This is a genomic window from Kitasatospora sp. NPDC051164, assembly GCF_044455625.1.
Taxonomy (GTDB): Bacteria; Actinomycetota; Actinomycetes; order Streptomycetales; family Streptomycetaceae; genus Kitasatospora.
Window position 1 is genome coordinate 37,304 of record NZ_JBITFB010000012.1, and the last position, 15,319, is coordinate 52,622.

General features: G+C 71.1%; 22 protein-coding genes. 21 read left to right on the forward strand and 1 reads right to left on the reverse strand.

The annotated features are described in order from the left end of the window. The first annotated feature begins 235 nt into the window (after positions 1-235). From ACIBEC_RS18935 to ACIBEC_RS18955, 5 genes are all read left to right on the forward strand, one after another. Positions 236-472 (forward strand): hypothetical protein, encoded by a 237-nt coding sequence (locus ACIBEC_RS18935; RefSeq protein WP_396288004.1) that lies wholly within the window; start codon positions 236-238, stop codon positions 470-472. Next, positions 462-857 carry a hypothetical protein gene (locus ACIBEC_RS18940; RefSeq protein ID WP_396288005.1) on the forward strand — a complete coding sequence of 132 codons (396 nt, stop codon included), beginning with the start codon at positions 462-464 and terminating at the stop codon, positions 855-857. The genes ACIBEC_RS18935 and ACIBEC_RS18940 overlap by 11 nt, the downstream gene beginning before the upstream one ends. Beyond that, positions 854-1,630 carry a hypothetical protein gene (locus tag ACIBEC_RS18945; RefSeq protein WP_396288006.1) on the forward strand — a complete coding sequence of 259 codons (777 nt, stop codon included), beginning with the start codon at positions 854-856 and terminating at the stop codon, positions 1,628-1,630. The genes ACIBEC_RS18940 and ACIBEC_RS18945 overlap by 4 nt, the downstream gene beginning before the upstream one ends. 273 nt (positions 1,631-1,903) lie before the next feature. Continuing rightward, entirely contained in the window at positions 1,904-3,019 is a 1,116-nt protein-coding gene (locus tag ACIBEC_RS18950; RefSeq protein WP_396288007.1) for a hypothetical protein, read from the forward strand. Between the two features lie 58 nt (positions 3,020-3,077). Continuing rightward, on the forward strand, positions 3,078-3,842 hold the full coding sequence (locus ACIBEC_RS18955; RefSeq protein WP_396288008.1) for a hypothetical protein: 765 nt from the start codon (positions 3,078-3,080) through the stop codon (positions 3,840-3,842). A gap of 93 nt (positions 3,843-3,935) precedes the next feature. On the opposite strand, the gene ACIBEC_RS18960 is transcribed toward ACIBEC_RS18955, so the two are convergent. After that, a complete protein-coding gene (locus ACIBEC_RS18960) occupies positions 3,936-5,570 on the reverse strand; it encodes an ADP-ribosylglycohydrolase family protein (RefSeq protein WP_396288009.1) in 1,635 nt (544 codons plus the stop codon). Between the two features lie 267 nt (positions 5,571-5,837). On the opposite strand from ACIBEC_RS18960, the gene ACIBEC_RS18965 reads away from it, so the two are divergent. The 16 genes from ACIBEC_RS18965 to ACIBEC_RS19040 all read left to right on the forward strand — a co-directional run bounded on the left by ACIBEC_RS18965 (position 5,838) and on the right by ACIBEC_RS19040 (position 15,256). Continuing rightward, positions 5,838-6,227, forward strand: a complete 390-nt coding sequence (locus ACIBEC_RS18965; protein ID WP_396288010.1) for a hypothetical protein — start codon at positions 5,838-5,840, stop codon at positions 6,225-6,227. Then, positions 6,224-6,832 carry a hypothetical protein gene (locus ACIBEC_RS18970; RefSeq protein ID WP_396288011.1) on the forward strand — a complete coding sequence of 203 codons (609 nt, stop codon included), beginning with the start codon at positions 6,224-6,226 and terminating at the stop codon, positions 6,830-6,832. Before ACIBEC_RS18965 ends, ACIBEC_RS18970 begins: the two co-directional genes overlap by 4 nt. A gap of 192 nt (positions 6,833-7,024) precedes the next feature. Next, entirely contained in the window at positions 7,025-7,747 is a 723-nt protein-coding gene (locus tag ACIBEC_RS18975) for a hypothetical protein (RefSeq protein WP_396288012.1), read from the forward strand. Then, positions 7,744-8,313, forward strand: a complete 570-nt coding sequence (locus tag ACIBEC_RS18980) for a hypothetical protein (RefSeq protein ID WP_396288013.1) — start codon at positions 7,744-7,746, stop codon at positions 8,311-8,313. The genes ACIBEC_RS18975 and ACIBEC_RS18980 overlap by 4 nt, the downstream gene beginning before the upstream one ends. A gap of 31 nt (positions 8,314-8,344) precedes the next feature. After that, positions 8,345-9,169, forward strand: a complete 825-nt coding sequence (locus ACIBEC_RS18985) for a hypothetical protein (RefSeq protein WP_396288014.1) — start codon at positions 8,345-8,347, stop codon at positions 9,167-9,169. 670 nt (positions 9,170-9,839) lie between these two features. Next, positions 9,840-10,433, forward strand: a complete 594-nt coding sequence (locus ACIBEC_RS18990) for a cell envelope biogenesis protein OmpA (RefSeq protein ID WP_396288015.1) — start codon at positions 9,840-9,842, stop codon at positions 10,431-10,433. Positions 10,434-10,490: 57 nt separating this feature from the next. After that, positions 10,491-10,970 (forward strand): hypothetical protein, encoded by a 480-nt coding sequence (locus ACIBEC_RS18995; RefSeq protein ID WP_396288016.1) that lies wholly within the window; start codon positions 10,491-10,493, stop codon positions 10,968-10,970. A gap of 84 nt (positions 10,971-11,054) precedes the next feature. Continuing rightward, positions 11,055-11,342 carry a hypothetical protein gene (locus tag ACIBEC_RS19000; RefSeq protein ID WP_396288017.1) on the forward strand — a complete coding sequence of 96 codons (288 nt, stop codon included), beginning with the start codon at positions 11,055-11,057 and terminating at the stop codon, positions 11,340-11,342. After that, a complete protein-coding gene (locus tag ACIBEC_RS19005; protein ID WP_396288018.1) occupies positions 11,339-12,343 on the forward strand; it encodes a hypothetical protein in 1,005 nt (334 codons plus the stop codon). Before ACIBEC_RS19000 ends, ACIBEC_RS19005 begins: the two co-directional genes overlap by 4 nt. Before the next feature lie 119 nt (positions 12,344-12,462). Beyond that, entirely contained in the window at positions 12,463-12,708 is a 246-nt protein-coding gene (locus tag ACIBEC_RS19010) for a hypothetical protein (RefSeq protein WP_396288019.1), read from the forward strand. After that, positions 12,705-12,857: a hypothetical protein gene (locus ACIBEC_RS19015; protein ID WP_158834667.1), complete on the forward strand. Its 153-nt coding sequence runs from the start codon at positions 12,705-12,707 to the stop codon at positions 12,855-12,857. Before ACIBEC_RS19010 ends, ACIBEC_RS19015 begins: the two co-directional genes overlap by 4 nt. A gap of 59 nt (positions 12,858-12,916) precedes the next feature. Further along, complete coding sequence (locus ACIBEC_RS19020) at positions 12,917-13,195, forward strand: DUF3263 domain-containing protein (protein ID WP_396288020.1); 279 nt, start codon at positions 12,917-12,919, stop codon at positions 13,193-13,195. A gap of 215 nt (positions 13,196-13,410) precedes the next feature. After that, on the forward strand, positions 13,411-13,824 hold the full coding sequence (locus tag ACIBEC_RS19025) for a hypothetical protein (RefSeq protein ID WP_396288021.1): 414 nt from the start codon (positions 13,411-13,413) through the stop codon (positions 13,822-13,824). 89 nt (positions 13,825-13,913) lie between these two features. Next, positions 13,914-14,186, forward strand: coding sequence for a hypothetical protein (locus ACIBEC_RS19030; RefSeq protein WP_396288022.1), 273 nt, complete (start codon positions 13,914-13,916; stop codon positions 14,184-14,186). A gap of 81 nt (positions 14,187-14,267) precedes the next feature. Then, positions 14,268-14,849, forward strand: coding sequence for a hypothetical protein (locus tag ACIBEC_RS19035; protein ID WP_396288023.1), 582 nt, complete (start codon positions 14,268-14,270; stop codon positions 14,847-14,849). Further along, on the forward strand, positions 14,849-15,256 hold the full coding sequence (locus ACIBEC_RS19040; RefSeq protein ID WP_396288024.1) for a hypothetical protein: 408 nt from the start codon (positions 14,849-14,851) through the stop codon (positions 15,254-15,256). Before ACIBEC_RS19035 ends, ACIBEC_RS19040 begins: the two co-directional genes overlap by 1 nt. Positions 15,257-15,319: the final 63 nt, after the last annotated feature.

Consider the following 15,319-nt stretch of genomic DNA (forward strand, 5'->3'; position numbering starts at 1 on the left):
GCGCCGCCCCCGGCGCCCCGGTACATCCCTGGTGCCCTCGGCTCTTCGAGCCGGGGGCACCCTGCATGAACGGCGCGCCGCACCCCCTACGCCGGCGCATCCCATCTGGTGTGGAACCCGTCCCGGCCGCGAGCACCGACCTGTCCCAGTCGCGGACTCGAGCCGACGTCGCCCGCCTCCACAAGAAGCGAGAGCAGCAGTGAACCCCTCTGCCCCTGCCACCGTCGTTGTGCATGTGAAGGCGGCCCGGACCGCCCTCTACGACCTCACCCTCCTCCTGAGCCTCCCCGGAGGTTCGAGCGCCGATCCCGCGGCGATCCGCCGCTACGTCGAAGACCTCCAGCCGGGCGTCCTGGCCGCCGCGTGCACCGACACCACGCTGGACCGGATCACCGACGTCGCGCTCGTCGACATCCTCGGCATCGAGCCGTCAGGCCACGGCGCCGACACGGGAGCCCGCGATGACCGGTGACTCCCACGGCTCCTTCGGCCTCGTACTGCTCGACCCCAAGGCCCGGACCGGCGCGCCATCGGATGACGGGTTCCGCGAGCGGCTGGCCGACTGGCTGCTGTTCATGGTTCCGATGTTCATCGCGGAGCAGCGGAACGCTACTGCCGACGAGATCGACCGTGCCCGCTCCGACGCTCTGGAGCAGATCGCCTCCCATGGCGACGACCTCCAGTTCGGAGGCAGGCACCAGAGCTCGTCCCGGACCGCACTGGCCAAGGGCTTCGCCGTCCTGGCCCGCGCCGAGGGCGGGGTCACCGCGCTCGGCGTGCACGCCTGCACCGCCCCGCACCCCTACTGCCCCGGCGAGCGAGCCACCACCCCCGACCTCCGAGAGACGATGAAATGACCACCACGCTTGAAACCGCCCCGGCAAAGAAGAAGCCTGCCGAGAAAAGGCTTCTCACGCAGAACTCACAGCTGCGCAAGGAGGGTATTTTCAACTGGACCCTACCGGCTTTCGTCATCAAACTTCCCGACGGCAAGAATTTTAATGTGTGCAGTCAGGCCGGCGCGTGTGCATCTCTTTGCTACGCCCGGGTCGGGGCCTACAGGTTCAGCAACGTCCGTGCTGCGCACATTCGCAACCTTCTCCTGTGCCGGGATTCTCCGAAGGAGTGGGAGGAGCGGATGGCGAAGGAGTTGACGCACTCCCGCTACAACGGGAAGTGGATTCGCTTGCACGATTCCGGAGATTTCTTCTCGGACGATTATCTGATGGCATGGATGCGCATTATGAGGGGGGCGCCGAACGTTCGCTTCTACTGCTACACCAAGGAGATTTCCCGATTCCGGCGACTGGTCGAGAACGACGCCCCAGACAATTTCCTCTGGTGCTATAGTCTCGGCGGGCGCGAGGATCACCTCATCGACCTCAAGAACGAGAGGCATGCCGACGTATTTCCCGATGCGGAGGCACTCATCGCCGCCGGGTACTCCGACCAGACCGAGTCCGACCTCCTTTCGGTGCTCAGTGATTCACCCCTCGTCGGAATTCCAGCAAATCGGATTCCGCATCTTCTCAAGCTCCAGGGCGCGGACACATTCTCCAGCCGTCAGCGAGCCCTGGATGCGAAGAAGAATCAGCGCGCGACCGAGAAAACATTCCGCCTGGCATCGTGACCGGATGCCCGACAGTGGCGCGGGGCGGGTCCAGCACTCAGCTGGGCCCGCCCTCGCGGCGTTCCGCACCGCGCGGGACACGCCACCCCGTCGCGTTGCGGAAGTCTATGAGTTTGGGTAATCTCTCCGGCGAGGTCGCCCCCTGCGGCACTCGGCCAGCACACAAGAGCTGCCGGCGGATGGACGCGCCGGCCGTGACGACAGACAGAGCCCGGTCGCCCCCGTGGGCGGTCCGGCACTACCGCCGGCCCAGCTGGCCCCGATGGAGCGATCATGATTCCCGCAGGTTACGAGCGCAAGCACACCAACTTCGACAGGATGGCGGCGCGGTACAACGTAGACCGGACGTCCGCCGCCAAGTGGTCCCAGGAGGAAGGCTTCCCCGACGTCCTCTTCACGGCCGGCCAGGGCGGACAGCAGATCTACGACGACGACGAGGTCGACGCGTGGCTGCGCGAACACCACTTCGGCACGTGGGTGCAGTCCCAGCAGGGCAAGAAGAACCCGTTCGACCTGCCCAAGGGCGGTCCTCGCGATCTCCTGACGCTGCGCCGCATCGGCGAGCTCGAGGGCCGGGCCCTGAACCGGGACGCCACTCCGGTCGCCACCCTGCGCAGCTACCTGTCCCCGTCCAAGGGGATCCTGGCGCCGGCCGACCGCACCCCCGACGATGGCGGCCAGCCGACGGTCACCGAGCCGATGTGGTTCCGTGAGACCGCCTACGCCTACATCACCCGGCCGCGGCGCACGCGCCGAACAGCGGCGCGCAAGGAGGAAGCCGGCCAGCAGCCGGCCGCGCCGAAGCCGCATGCCGATACCGGCGACCTGCTCGACCTGGACCTGCCGGCCGGCGCCGACACCGACCTGTTCACCCTGCAGGAGATCGGCAAGCTCGACGGCGAGGCCCGCAGGCGGGGCAAGGCCACCACCGTCGGCACCTTGAAGAACTACCTGTCGCAGAAGCTGCTGGCGCCGGCCGACCGCACCCCGGACGACGGGCAGGAGCCGGCCGTCGACGAGCCCAAGTGGTACCGCTCGACCGCCTACACCTTCATCCGCCGCCCCGGCCGCCTGGGAGCAGCCGTACGTGCTCCCCGCCGGGATGCCGAGGATCCGGGGCCGCTGCGGGACGATCTGAAGCTGCCGGCGGGCGCGGACACCGACCTGTTCACCCTGCAGGAGATCGGCAAGCTCGACGGGAAGGTGCGCGGCCGAGGCAAGGCCACCACCGTGGCGTCGATGCGGACGTACCTGTACGGCGGGCTGCTGGCGCCGGCCGACCGCACCCCGGACGACGGGCAGGAGCCGGCCGTCGACGAGCCCAAGTGGTACCGCTCGACCGCCTACACGTTCATCCGCCGCCCCGGCAAGCTCGGTGGAGCCCGCTGATGGCAGACACCGCTCCCGCCTTCGCGGTCGGCAACCGGCACGACAGGACGGTGAAGTAGTGAGCACCAGCAAGCCCCCTGCTGCGCGGCTGACCCGCGCGGGGATCGGGGAGACCTACGGGGAGGGCGAGCGGACGGTCGACGCCTGGGTGAGGTTGCTGAACTTTCCCGCCCCTGGCGCTGACGGGCAGTGGGACGCGGAGCAGGTCGACGCCTGGGTCAAGGTCAGCCGGCCGCAGTCCTGGCCCGGCCGTGCCGTTGCCTCCGCGGTGGAAGCCCCTGCGACCGCGCAGGCGGAGGCCGCCGGCGCGGCCGGGGCGGAGGAGGCCACCGAAGAGGACGAACTGCTGGGGAAGTCCGGCCTGGCGCTGCGGTACAAGGTCTCCGAGACGACGGTGGACACCTGGACCAAGGTCGAGGGCTTCCCGGACGAGGCGGAACCCGGCCGGTGGCGCTCCCACGAGGTCGACACCTGGGTCGAAGAGCACCGGTCGCACGTCTGGGCGGAGTTCAAGGGCGATGGGCCCAAGGTTGTCATCCCGCCTCCGGAGGGCAACCCGAAGGACCTCTACGACATCAGCGGCTACGGAATGATCCTCGGCAACGCGACCCGGGGCGAGCCGCTGCCCCGTACGACGGCGCAGAACTACAAGCGGCAAGGCCACCTGGAGCCACCGGACCGGACCCCGGGGGACCGGAAGCGGCCCGAGGTGTTCGAGGACATGTGGTACCTGGAGACGATCACCAGACACGTGTACTCCCGCAGGGGGCAGGGACGGGTGCGTGCCGGCCGGACGCGGCGCACGACCCGGAAGAAGAGCTGACCGGCTGGGCGGCGGGTCATGGAAACGGGGTGTGGGCCCCCAGGGAATCCCTGGGGGCCCACACCCCGTTTCAGCAGCTCAGCCGCACTGGTTTCAGCGACGGGGGATCAGCTCGCGCCACCGCGACCGCCGAGCCGGAGGGAAGGCGGCCCGCTGGGGCTCCTCACCGGCCAGCTGGAAGACCGCGTCGAGCATCTCGGGGTGGTTCGGCAGCGTCCAGTAGCTGCCGAGTGCCCGGTTGACCTCCCGCAGCCCTTCCAGGGGCGGCACCCCGTCGGCGAGGTGGCTGTACAGGGCCGCGATCGCGGGGGTGCGGCTGCGTCCGGCCACGCAGTGGAGCAGGACCCGCTTGCCCTCCTGCCGGAGTCGCAGGACCTCCCGCGCGGCCTGGTCGAGGGTGAAGTGGAGATGCGAGTTCGCGCCGGACTTGTCGACCAGCCAGACCCGGGAGTGCTCGACATCGGCCCCGGTCAGGATCGGGTCGGAGCCGATACGGCACAGGGAGACGACCGCGTCGACCGGCGCGGGACCGGTGTACTCGGTCAGGGCCAGGTTGCCCAGGAAGAGCCCGGGGTCGCGGGGGTGCCGCACGGAGAACGCCTTGCCCGAGGAGAGCGGGGTGGTGACCCGGGGCGCGGAAGGCCAGCCGTCGCGGTCGCTCTGCCCGGCGCGGGCCGTCAGCACAGCGAGACGGACAAGGTCGGCGCTGGTGTTGGCGGGCCAGCCGTGGACCTTTCGCTGCCAGGCCAGCGGGATGGCCGAGCAGCCCCAGCGCGCGCCGAGCAGTGCTCCGGTGATGGCGGCGACGGTGTCGGTGTCGTTCCCGGTCCGTACGGCGGCCTCCAGCGCGAGCTGGAAGTGCTGAGCGGCAAAGCTGCCCTGTTCGGGCAGGTCCTCGGGGACCGGGGTGCGGGTGATGGCGGACCATGCGGCCTGGAGGGCTTCGACCACCCAGCCGTTGCGCCGGAAGTGGCGCGGCGGGTGGGCCTCGGCCGTGTCGAGCCGGGCCGCCCAGACGGCGCGGCGCTCCTCGGGCAGAAGGTCAAGGCCTTCACGGACACCCTCGAACGTCCCGGTCAGGACGGCGGTCCTGATGCCGGAGCACCACAGGATGCACGCCTCGGCGCAGTCGGGGTCGGCGTGCGTCAGCTCGCTGACCAGCCTCGCGGCCTCGGCCATGGCCGTCACGTCGTCCAGGTAGGCGAGCGCGACGGCACCGGTCCTCATCAGCGAGCCGTTCCCGGCGCTGCTCTTCGGGTTGGCGGCCGCGTACCGGCGGGAGACGGTCAGCATCACCTCGGAGGGTGAACTCCCCTTGCCGCGCGCCGTGGCGCTCAGGACACTGCGCGTCTGGTTGCCCACGTCGGCCGGTCCGCCGCCGTACCAGCGGAGGAAGTTCGTGGCGATCGCGTCCAGTGCTTCGGGGGTACGCAGATCGGCGCCGGTCGCGGCGACCTCGGCGATGCACACGTGCATCTGGGTGTCGTCGCTGTACTCACCGGGGGCGAAGTTGAAGGGGCCGCCGCCCTTCATCTCCGGGAACTGGCTGTCGCTCATGCTGGGCTTGAACTCGTACGGGACGCCGAGCGCATCGCCTGCCGCCGCGCCCAGGATGACGCCGGCGGCGCGGTCCATGGCCTTCTCGTCCAGGCGCGGCGCGAGGTCGGTGGTTGCGGGCCACGGTCCGAGGTCGGCGTAGGGGCGGGGGGAGCCGGAGGAGGAAGGCATGGGGGTCTCTTTCTGCGGGGCCGCTGGGGCCTGGGGCGGCGACCGCACGTGGGCGGAGCCGGGGAAGGAAGGGGGCGCGGCGCGGGAAGCGGCCGGGCTGGCCGCGAGCTGCCGCCGCGACGTATTGACAAGTTGTCATAGCGTCACAGTGCACGTCAAGGGCATTGGCGAAGTTGCGTAAATCTATGAGTCTGCGTATGGTCGAGAACGTCCGGAACGGCGAAGAGCTCCCGGATGCCCCTGTAACTCAGCGGAGCGGGCTGCGGCTTGCAGATCCGCGACCGGCAGGTCGGCTACTCCCGGGGCGTTCTCCCCCGGCGTCCGGCCGGAGCCGTGCCGCACCGAGATCACCCGGAGTACGTCATGCTCGTCCCCGACCTGGCCCGGCTCGTCCGCGAGGCAGACCGCGACCAGCTCGCGGCCGCTGTCCAGACGGCCGTTGACACCGTCGCCTGGTACACGCCGGCCTCGAAGCCCGACTACGAAGACACCGACCACAGCATCGCCCGCAGCGAGGCGAAGGCCGAACTCGCCGCAGAGGTCGTGGACTCCGTGGTGCTCGCCCTGAGCGCGAGCGTCATCACAGACCCCGCGGGCGCGGGGCGCAGCATCGCGCACCCGGAGTCGCCCAGCCCCTCGACGGAGGAACGACCTTGACCGCCCACTGGCGATCCATCCCCATGCCGCCGAACATCGCGCGGCTCCCGCGCAACACCGCCGGGCGCCCGGTCCCCAGAAACACGCCCTGGCACGAGCCCGCCACCAGCGGTGGGCAGCTGGCCGTCAGGTCCAGCGTCGAACTGGGCGAGCACGTGGTGTGCCCGTGCGAGCCCGGTCGTGGAACGGCCGCCTTCGGCGACCAGTGCCCGCCCCGCCAGAGGGAGTTGATGTCGCAGCGCCTCTGCGGGATCTGCGGAAGAGCGATCAAGGCGACGAGCCGCCTGGTGTTCATCGGCGGCCCGAACGCAACCGTCTACATCGAGCCCCCGGTCCATCCCCGGTGTGCGGCGTACGCGCTGATGGTCTGTCCGACGCTGGCGGCGGCCGAGGACGTCGAGCTGACGATCGCCCGCACCTACAGCCTCCGCGAGCGCCGCATGACCGGGGTCTCCGCCGAGTACACCCTCATCTACGACCTGTTCCCGTACGGGGACCCCGCCGCCCGCCGCAGGGGGCCGCTGGACTTCTACCTGGCCTTCCCCGAGGGCGCCCACCGGATCGCCGCCAAGGAGTGGCTGGCCGGTCACGCCCCCACGCTGTAGCCCGCCACCGAACGAGCGCGCAGGCGCCCCGATGACGAGAGAGCCATGACGTGCAAGTGCGGGGCCCGTACGTACGAGGGCCACCTGGCGAAGACGCGGGCCGGCTACCCCGGCCACGCCTACCGCGGCACTGTCTGGCGGCCCGGCCCCTGAAGGTCCGCAGCCGCCCCGATCGAGAGGAAGTACCGAACGATGCGAACCCCCGCCGACTCCCGCGCGGACGCCCAACGCCTGATCAACGCCCTGGCCGCCCCCTTGCCCCGGGACGACGCGCGCCGCGCCGACGCCGTGCAGGCCGCCCTCCTGGACAGCGGGCTGTTGAACCGGGACGACCTCGGCAGCTCTCCCGCCGTCGCGGCCGCCGCCCGGGACGGCCTCACCGGCCTCGCCCACCTCCTGGACGCCCGCGTCCAGGGACAGGGAGGAGGCCGGCTGCTGCTACTCCTCCTCGCCGAACGCGAGCGGTTCACGCCGCACCCCGCGCCTGACGAAGTCGAGCTCCGTATCCGGGTGGCAGCCGGCGCCCTGTTGCACCTCGGCCTGTGGCACGTTGACGACACGCTGCGGCTCCTGGGCGGAGCTCTGCAGGTCCACTCCGAGGAAGCGCGTGATGCCGCAGGCGGCGATGCGCCGCCCCCGGCTCCCGCGGCCGCTCTCGTCCCGGTCACGCCGGGGCTGAGCTCGGACGGCGGGGAGCTGCACCTGGCCGTCGGGGCGTTCGACGCCGACGGCGCCCTCTCCGTCTGCGGACAATGGCTGTCCAAGCGAGTGGCCGACGACCCCAGCGGCTCCGTCCCGCGCAGGTGCGGCACCTGCTTCGGCCTTTCCGCGCAGGGTCCGGCGCTCATCTTCACCGGCGAGGAACACGACGCGTGGACCGCCTTCACCGCGGCCCACCGCGGGGAGGAAGCGTGAGCGCCGACTCCGGCTCCGCGATCGAGCGCCGCCTCGCCGCTCAACTGCCGGACCCGATCGCCGCCCGGCCGAAAGACGCGCGCGGCTATCCGATCAGCTTCGTCACCGCACTGGGGGCCGGCGGGACGCCGGACTTCACCGAGCTCGACGGACCCCGGCGGGCCAAGGCGATCATCGAGCACCTGTGCGGCCTGTGCGGGCAGCCGCTGCCGCTGGTCCGGGCGGTGATCGGAGGGCCGCAGGTGGTCGAGCACCACCTCGCGATGGATCCACCGATGTGCGTACCGTGCGCGGTCTTTGCCGCCACCCACCCCGTGGCCGGCTGCCCGTTCCTGCTGAATCCGAACGCGCGCTACCGCAAGGACCGTGCCACCCGGCCGTCGTCACCTCTGGTGGCGCAGGAGAGGCCGCAGCGCATGTACCTGGCTCGCACCTTCGCCCATGAGGCGATCCGGCTGGCGCTGCCCGACGGATCGGAGGAGGTCATGGCGCGGTGTGCTCGCTGGACCGGCCTGGAGGAGATCCGCGCCGGGCAGCTGGTCGACGCACGGCACGTGATTGCTTAACGCTATGATTCCATCTATTGTCATGACGTCGGTGGCAGCACGTGCCCCGCCGCTCGCCCCCGCGCTCGCCGTCCACCCCCTGGAGTACGCCATGCCGAGCCCCGTCATGTCCGAAACCGATGCGAACAGCCTCCTCGACCTCCTGCGCAGCGCCCCCTTCTCCGCCCCGTACCTCGGCGAGACCATCGACTGGATCCGCCGCTCGGTGCAGAAGGAGGCCGAGCAGGCCCGGGGCTTGTTCGACGTCGATGTCGAGGCGCTGCGCCGCCTGGACGCGTACGTGACGGGCCTGGGTCCGGGCGCCGCCGAGCTCGGGCGCAGGCTCTCGGATGCCCGCCATGCACTGGAGGCCGTCCGACACGACCACTACCTCTGGCTGACGGTCGGCCAGGGCGCCAGCGGCGGCACGGCGCAAGTCTCCCGCCGCGCGGAGCTCCTCAAGCTCGCCACCGCCGTCGGCAGCTCCCGCGTCGCAGCCGGACCCACGGGGGCGATCGTGATCACCTCCGTGGGCTCCGGCAGCACGGTCTTCCGGCCCGTCGGCCCGGAGGTCGCCCACCAGCTGAGGGACGCAGCCCGCGAGCGGAAGGAGGCGACGGTGCGCCGCACCACCGCCATCCGCGACCTGCTCGCCCAGCATGTCCGGATGGTCGACTGGAGCGATCCGCAGGCGGTTGGGGTCGTGGTCGACGGCAGCGACACGACGGTGACCGTGTCATGGTGGGAATCGCACGTAGCGGGCGGCCCGAGCCTCTGGACCGAAGGAGGGGTGCGGCTCCTGTGCACGGCGCTTCTCGCCGATCGCGGCTACACGGTGACCCTGGCGGGCGACGGCACCCTCCGCATCGCCGCCTGACAACCCTCGACACGGCCCCCGCAGCGCCAATTCGGCAGCGCGGCAATCCGCCCGGCAGCAGCCGGCCTCGCCCCCGGGCCGCGCTGCGGCGTCGAACTCGTAGGCGGTCGACCGCGGCGCCCTGCGCGGTACGCCTCCCGCCGCCGCGGCGCGGAGATCGTGAGCACGCCGGTGTGCAACCGAAGGCCCGCGGGTGGCCAGTTCAGGGATCCGGGCAGGCGGAGACGACCCTGGGCGCCACGGGCCCCCACGCCACCGCGCACGGCAGGAGGCGGGGTGGGCAGACTGCCGTGCGCCGAACCGGCCGACCTCCTGGCACCTCCCGGAGATGGAGCCAGGGCCGCTTCGCCCTCGTTGGAGCGCCATCAGCACTCCGACAACCAGCCCGTGCGCCGCTGGTGACGAAGAAGCACCAACCGAAGTTGCTTAAGTCTATGACTGGCGTTAATGTGTCTGTGTGCCGCCGATCCGTCCACGGACGCTCGCCCGGTGGCCGTCGAGCCCGGTGCCGTGCACGGCTTGGCGGCGCCGCTGATCGGCAGCCCCAGCCCCGCGCCAGCGTGAAGGAATCCTCATGCCCAGCACCCTCCCCGAAGCCTCCTCGCAACACCCTGCCTCCCCGCCGTGCCCGGCCTCGGGCGGGCGGGCAGTTCAGGCCGCGGGGCCGTCGGTGCCCACCCGATGCCGCTCCCGGCAGCGCGTGGGCGGCCTGGTGGTCCCCTGGATCTCCTACCAGCACGGCGGGCACTCCGCCTTCGGCACCATCGACGCCGTCAGGGCCCAGCGAGCACTGACCGAGCGGCTGTGCCAGGTCTGCGGAGAACGGCTGGAGGAGCGCTTCTGCCTGGCCGTCCGGCCGATGGACGTCCGGGTCGGCTTCGCGCCCGAACCCGCACTCCACCCGGAGTGCCTGGCCTACAGCAAGCTGCGGTGCCCCATGCTCAACGGGACCGCCGCGACGTATCGCACAAGTTCCTCGCTGGCGAAGCATCCGGCGGGACGCCCGTGCGACGACCCCGGCTGCCCCTGCCTGGAGGCTGCACCCGACCAGGGGCACTCCGCGCGCTCCGGCCGTCCCGCCGACGACTTCGACGCCTGGATGATCGACGCCGCCCACTACCGAATCAAGGCGGCCCCGGACCGGCCGAACGTGCTGCTCGGGGTAGACCTGGCGGTGCCGGTCCTCCGCATCCGGCCCATCCGGCGAAACCCCCGGCCCGAACTGGACCGGCTCCGTGCCCTGATCAGCGCCCTGGGCCTGTAGCAGCCGACCCAGCCCCATCCCGCCCCGCCCACCCCCGAGACCCCGGAGACGCCTCCCATGACCAGGACCTCCCCCGAACCCCCGACGCCGAGGGCTGTCAAGCACCTCAAGACCGCGTGCGCCGACCCGAACGGCCGGCTGCCCGACAAGATCAGCAAGAAGATCCTCCACGCGCTGCTGACCGACGGATACGCCTACCGCCCGGACCGCGACGGCTACCGGCTCTCGGTCAAGGACGCGCTCGCCGAGACCGCGGGACCGGTCCTCATCACAGTGGAGGGCCGCAGAGCTGTCCTGAGCACGCCGCAGCTGTACGCCCTGACCCGCCACGTCGAACCGAGCGGCCGTCTGGCGCCGAACGTGACCTGGCAGACGGCAAGCTCCCTCGTCGACCTCGGACTCGCCGAGTACCGCGACGCGAACGGGAACCCCAAGCCGACCGACGGCGACACCGGTGTCTCCGGCGCAGTCCACTACCCGTTCCGCACCGGCCTCGGACAGCAGGTCGCCGGGCTCCCGAAGCAGCCCGCCCGCTGACCCATCCGCACACGGCGCCCGGCCACCGCCGGGCCGGGCGCCGACCCCGCCCCACGCACCAGCCACCTCCAGGAGGTACTGATCATGTTCGGCCCTTGCCCGAAGTGCGGCGACACCGCTCCCTCCATCGCCGCCACGGCATGGATCAACATCGTCGACGCCGACAGCCCCAGCGCAGCGCGCATGGAGATCACCGACATCCAAACCGACGAGGTCCAGCTTCACTGCGCGAACTGCAGCCACGCGCTCCCGCTGCGCGAACAGTCCGCCGCGGACCTGGTCATCTCCCTGTTCGTCAGCTTGTTCGAGGCCCACGGTCTCGACACCGCCCGGATCGGCGAGCTGATCCTCTCCGAGGAGGTGAGCGCGTGAGCATCGAGCACAGCGCCGAAGCCGCCGAGCAGATGCGCGCCGACCTCGCCGACTTTTTCGGCAAGCCCGTCCGCGGCCTGCCCGTGGCCCTGGACTTCATCCAGGCCATGCACCTGAGCCGGACCAGCGAGGACTTCGGGGACGACCGGCGGGCCGTCGAACTCCACCGGGAGCGGGTGCTCCAGATGTCCAAGAACCTCGATCAGGCCCAGGTGTGGGTCGCCTCGCCGTCCCTCACCGCAGCCGTGGCCGACCACGAGCTGGTCACCAGCCCCGACGGCTACCTCCTGGAGAGCACCGACGAGGCCCCCGCGCCGGTCGGCGTCGTGCACTTCCCCATCCCGATCACCGCCGCCTCCGAGCTCCCCATCCACGGCCTGGCCTGGGAATCCGAAGGTAGCGGGGACCAGCTCCAGCTGTCCGTGATCGCGCTCACCAGCACACCCGACCTGTACGAGGCCCTCCCCCCGCCTCTACTGCCCACCCACTGGGCCCGCAGCCCCTACACGCCCAACGCCATGGTCCTGGCCGTCCCCTCGGTCAGCACGAAGATCCAGAGCTACGGACACCACCCTCACTGGGGCGCGGCACCGGCGTCCATCCTGGTCGGCCTCCTGCTCGCGTTCTGGTCGCTGCGGCCCGCGTTCGAGCACGACGACCAGACCCTGATGCGGAAGACCGGCAAGGGCCCCAAGCTCCGCGTCAAGTTCCGGCCGGTCCGAGTGATCCGCGAGGCCGCGACCCGCTACACCGGCGAGCACGTACCGGCCGAGTACGACCGCAGGTGGGCCGACGAGACGCTGCGTTGGAGCGTCGACGCCCGATGGAGCTGGCGCTGCCCGAACCCCCGCGACCACAAGGCCATCATCGAAGCAGGAGGGACCTGTCCCAAGATCAAGGTCCGGGTCAAGGCACACGTCAACGGCCCCAAGGACCGAGGTCTCGACACCCGCCGTGCCGCCCGGACCAGCACGATCAGCGCCCGAGCAGCCGGATCGTGAGAAGCCCTCGCCCTTGAACCTGCCGTGCGAACGGCGCGCCCCCAACGTCGACTTGAACAGCTCGGAGGCGGTCTCCGCGGCATCTGGCGCGGAGACCGCCTCCGAGTGAAAGGAACTCCGTGTCTTCTGCCGCAGCACTCTCCCCCCGGGCCTGCGCGCGCCTGATCGCCGATCTCATCGGCGAGGTCGGCGCCAAGGCCGCCGCCGTCTCCTGGGCCCACGCGGTCGCCCTGGTCGAGCACGCCACCGCGCACGGCCTCGTCGCCTCGCTGCGCCAGGGCAGTGCCGGCCCCGATCACACCAGGCGCCTCCTTGGCGAGTCGTGCGCCGCAGTGGCCCACCTTCCCCATGGAGTGATCTCTTGAGCAAGAGCACCACGAACATCGCGCTGGACGCGCTCCGCTATCTCGCATGGATGGCCGCCGCGGGGCTGTTCATCTACGACCAGACCGCACCGATGTGGGTGGCCATCGTGGTGGCCGTCGGCCTCGGCGAGTGGCTGAGCAACCATTGAGCACGCCCCCTGGAGCCATCCAACCTCCCGCACCCCCGCCGAGCAGCCCATGCGGCGACATGGCGGGCGGAGCGGAGGGCACCCCCGTCGCCCGACTTACCCTCAGCGGGCGCGACGCCGCCCTCCTGGACTTCGAGCACAGATACTGGCCCAGGCTGGCTCCCGCCGCCCCGGGACCAAAGGAAGCCGCGATCCGAGAGGAGCTCGGCATCTCGCCGACGCGCTATTACCAGCTGCTCAACGACCTCCTGGACAGCGAGGCAGCTCTCGCCCGCCACCCCGTGATGATCAATCGCCTCCGAGCCGTGCGGGAGCGTCGGCGGGTCGCGCGGCAGTAGCACAGCCAAGCTGACGACCGATGTCCCGCGGGGCGGCTCGGGCGGGGAAGCCTCCCGGTCGCAGCCGCCCCGCATCGCAGGCGGACAACCCAGCCTCATGTTGCTTAAGTCTATGAATCGCGTTATGGTTAGGGCATCGCGGAGCGCTGCTCCGGGAGTCGACCGGCGATCCGAACCCGAGCCGACGACAGCACACCCGAGGAAGGCCGACCACCATGAGCACCGACGCCGTGAGCACCCTCGACGCTGCCCGCGCTGCCCTCATCCCCGTCGCGCAGCAGCTCACGGACGCCGTCACCGGGATTCTGGCCGCCCTCTACCCCGAGGCGACCTACGTCACCGTCCACGCCCACCAGGGCCAGGCGTACATCGGCGACGTCTACACGGCCGACGGCCGCCGACACGGCGGGCCCCACCGCTCCGGCCGTGCGCTCTACCCGACGCACCGCATCGGCGGCTGGCCGCTCGCCCGGCTGCCCAAGCGCGCCGCCCGGCCTCACGTCGGGCCACATGCCAACGACGCCAAGCGCACCCTCGACATGCTGCTCACCGACGCCTGGCGCTGCGGGGCCCGCTTCACCCGCGGCTACGTCGGCCGCCACTACACCACGCACGTCAAGCTCCGCTGACCCGGCTCTGCTCTGGCCGTACCGGCCAGGCTCGGGCCAAGCCCGCCCATCTCCCATCCCCACCAGTACCTTTCGAAGGACGCAGCCACATGAGCCTGACCATTCCGCCGGCGGTCGTCGGTCGCGGAGCGATACGCATCAACCTGGACCGCGGCATCCACCCGGCCACCCTCAAGCCGCTGCTGGAGCCCGGCACCATCACCCCAGCCTCCCGCTGCGGGACGTGCACCTTCTTGGTGGAACGGGTCGCCGGCGACGGCAGAGCGCGGATGAAGTGCGCCATCAAGGCCCAGCGTCGGCGAGGGCCGGACATCAAGCCGGACTTCCCGGCGTGCGTCGAGTTCCGCACCGCCGCCGTATAGCGGCAACCGCCATCCGACCGACGGGGCGCGGCATGAGCTGCGCCCCCGGAGCCCGATCCCCCAACGTCAAGAGGTGTCTCCATGGCGAGCGTCGACCTAACCCTGGCCGACCTCATCCGCACGTTCCCCTGTTCGTACCCCACCCGGACGCAGGCCCTCCACCAGGTCCTGGTGGTGCTCGGCGCCGGGTACGAGTGGCGAGGCGGTGAGGTCGTCCAGCGGTTCGACTCGGACGAGCTCGGCTGCCTGGCCGTGCACAACCAGTTCAAGCTGTCGGAGGACCAGATTCGCCACCTCCCCGAGCGCGGGACGGAAGTCGCGCAGGAGCGCGTCGACGGAACCTGCCCGGCCGAGCACCTCCGCCCGCTGGCCGCCGACCTGGCCCGGACCCCGGCGCCGCTGGACAGGGACCCGTATCCGGCAAGCACTCTCGCCCCGCTGTTCAACATCCCGCAGGACGCTGCCGCGGACTGGGTCGAGGCGGCTCGGGAGGTCGCCTCGGTGGTCGTCCCGCTCTGGGCGGACCCGTCCGACTACGAGCTGGCGACCAGGTCCTCATTCACTCCCGGCCAACGCGCGTACGTCGACGGCAAGCGGGATCAGGCGCTGCGTCTTCTCGAACTCCGCCTCGGGCCCCAGGCTCTGTCGGACGGGGAACGCTGATGGCGACCGAGCTCACCCTCTCCCGCGGTGAACCGTGCATCGGCTGCGGGGTGCAGGTCGGCGAGGGGCACTCGGCCGGCTGCCTGGAGACGCACTGCCCGCAGACCGGCTTCCCGCAGGCCATCTGCCCCGGCCGGCACGGCCACAGCGGCGGCGGCGTGTGGACCGGACTTGTACCCGGCGAGGAAGCCGCGGTGGGCTTCGGCTGGTTCGCCGCGCTCCGCCCCGGCGAGGGCTGGGTGCCAGTTGCACCCAGGCCCGACGCCGTGGACTACGGGCCCGAATACATGCCGGACCTCAACCGGGTATTCGCGCGGGCCCGTTGGCACCCGGCGGCCCAGGAATGGGTGCGCCAGCGGCCTCCGACGAGCCGAGGAAGGAAGACGCGCCACAAGGATATTGCTTAACTCTATGAGAAGAGATAGAGTTAAGGCATCGCGGCGGCCCGCTCGCCGGGCCGGCCGTAAGCG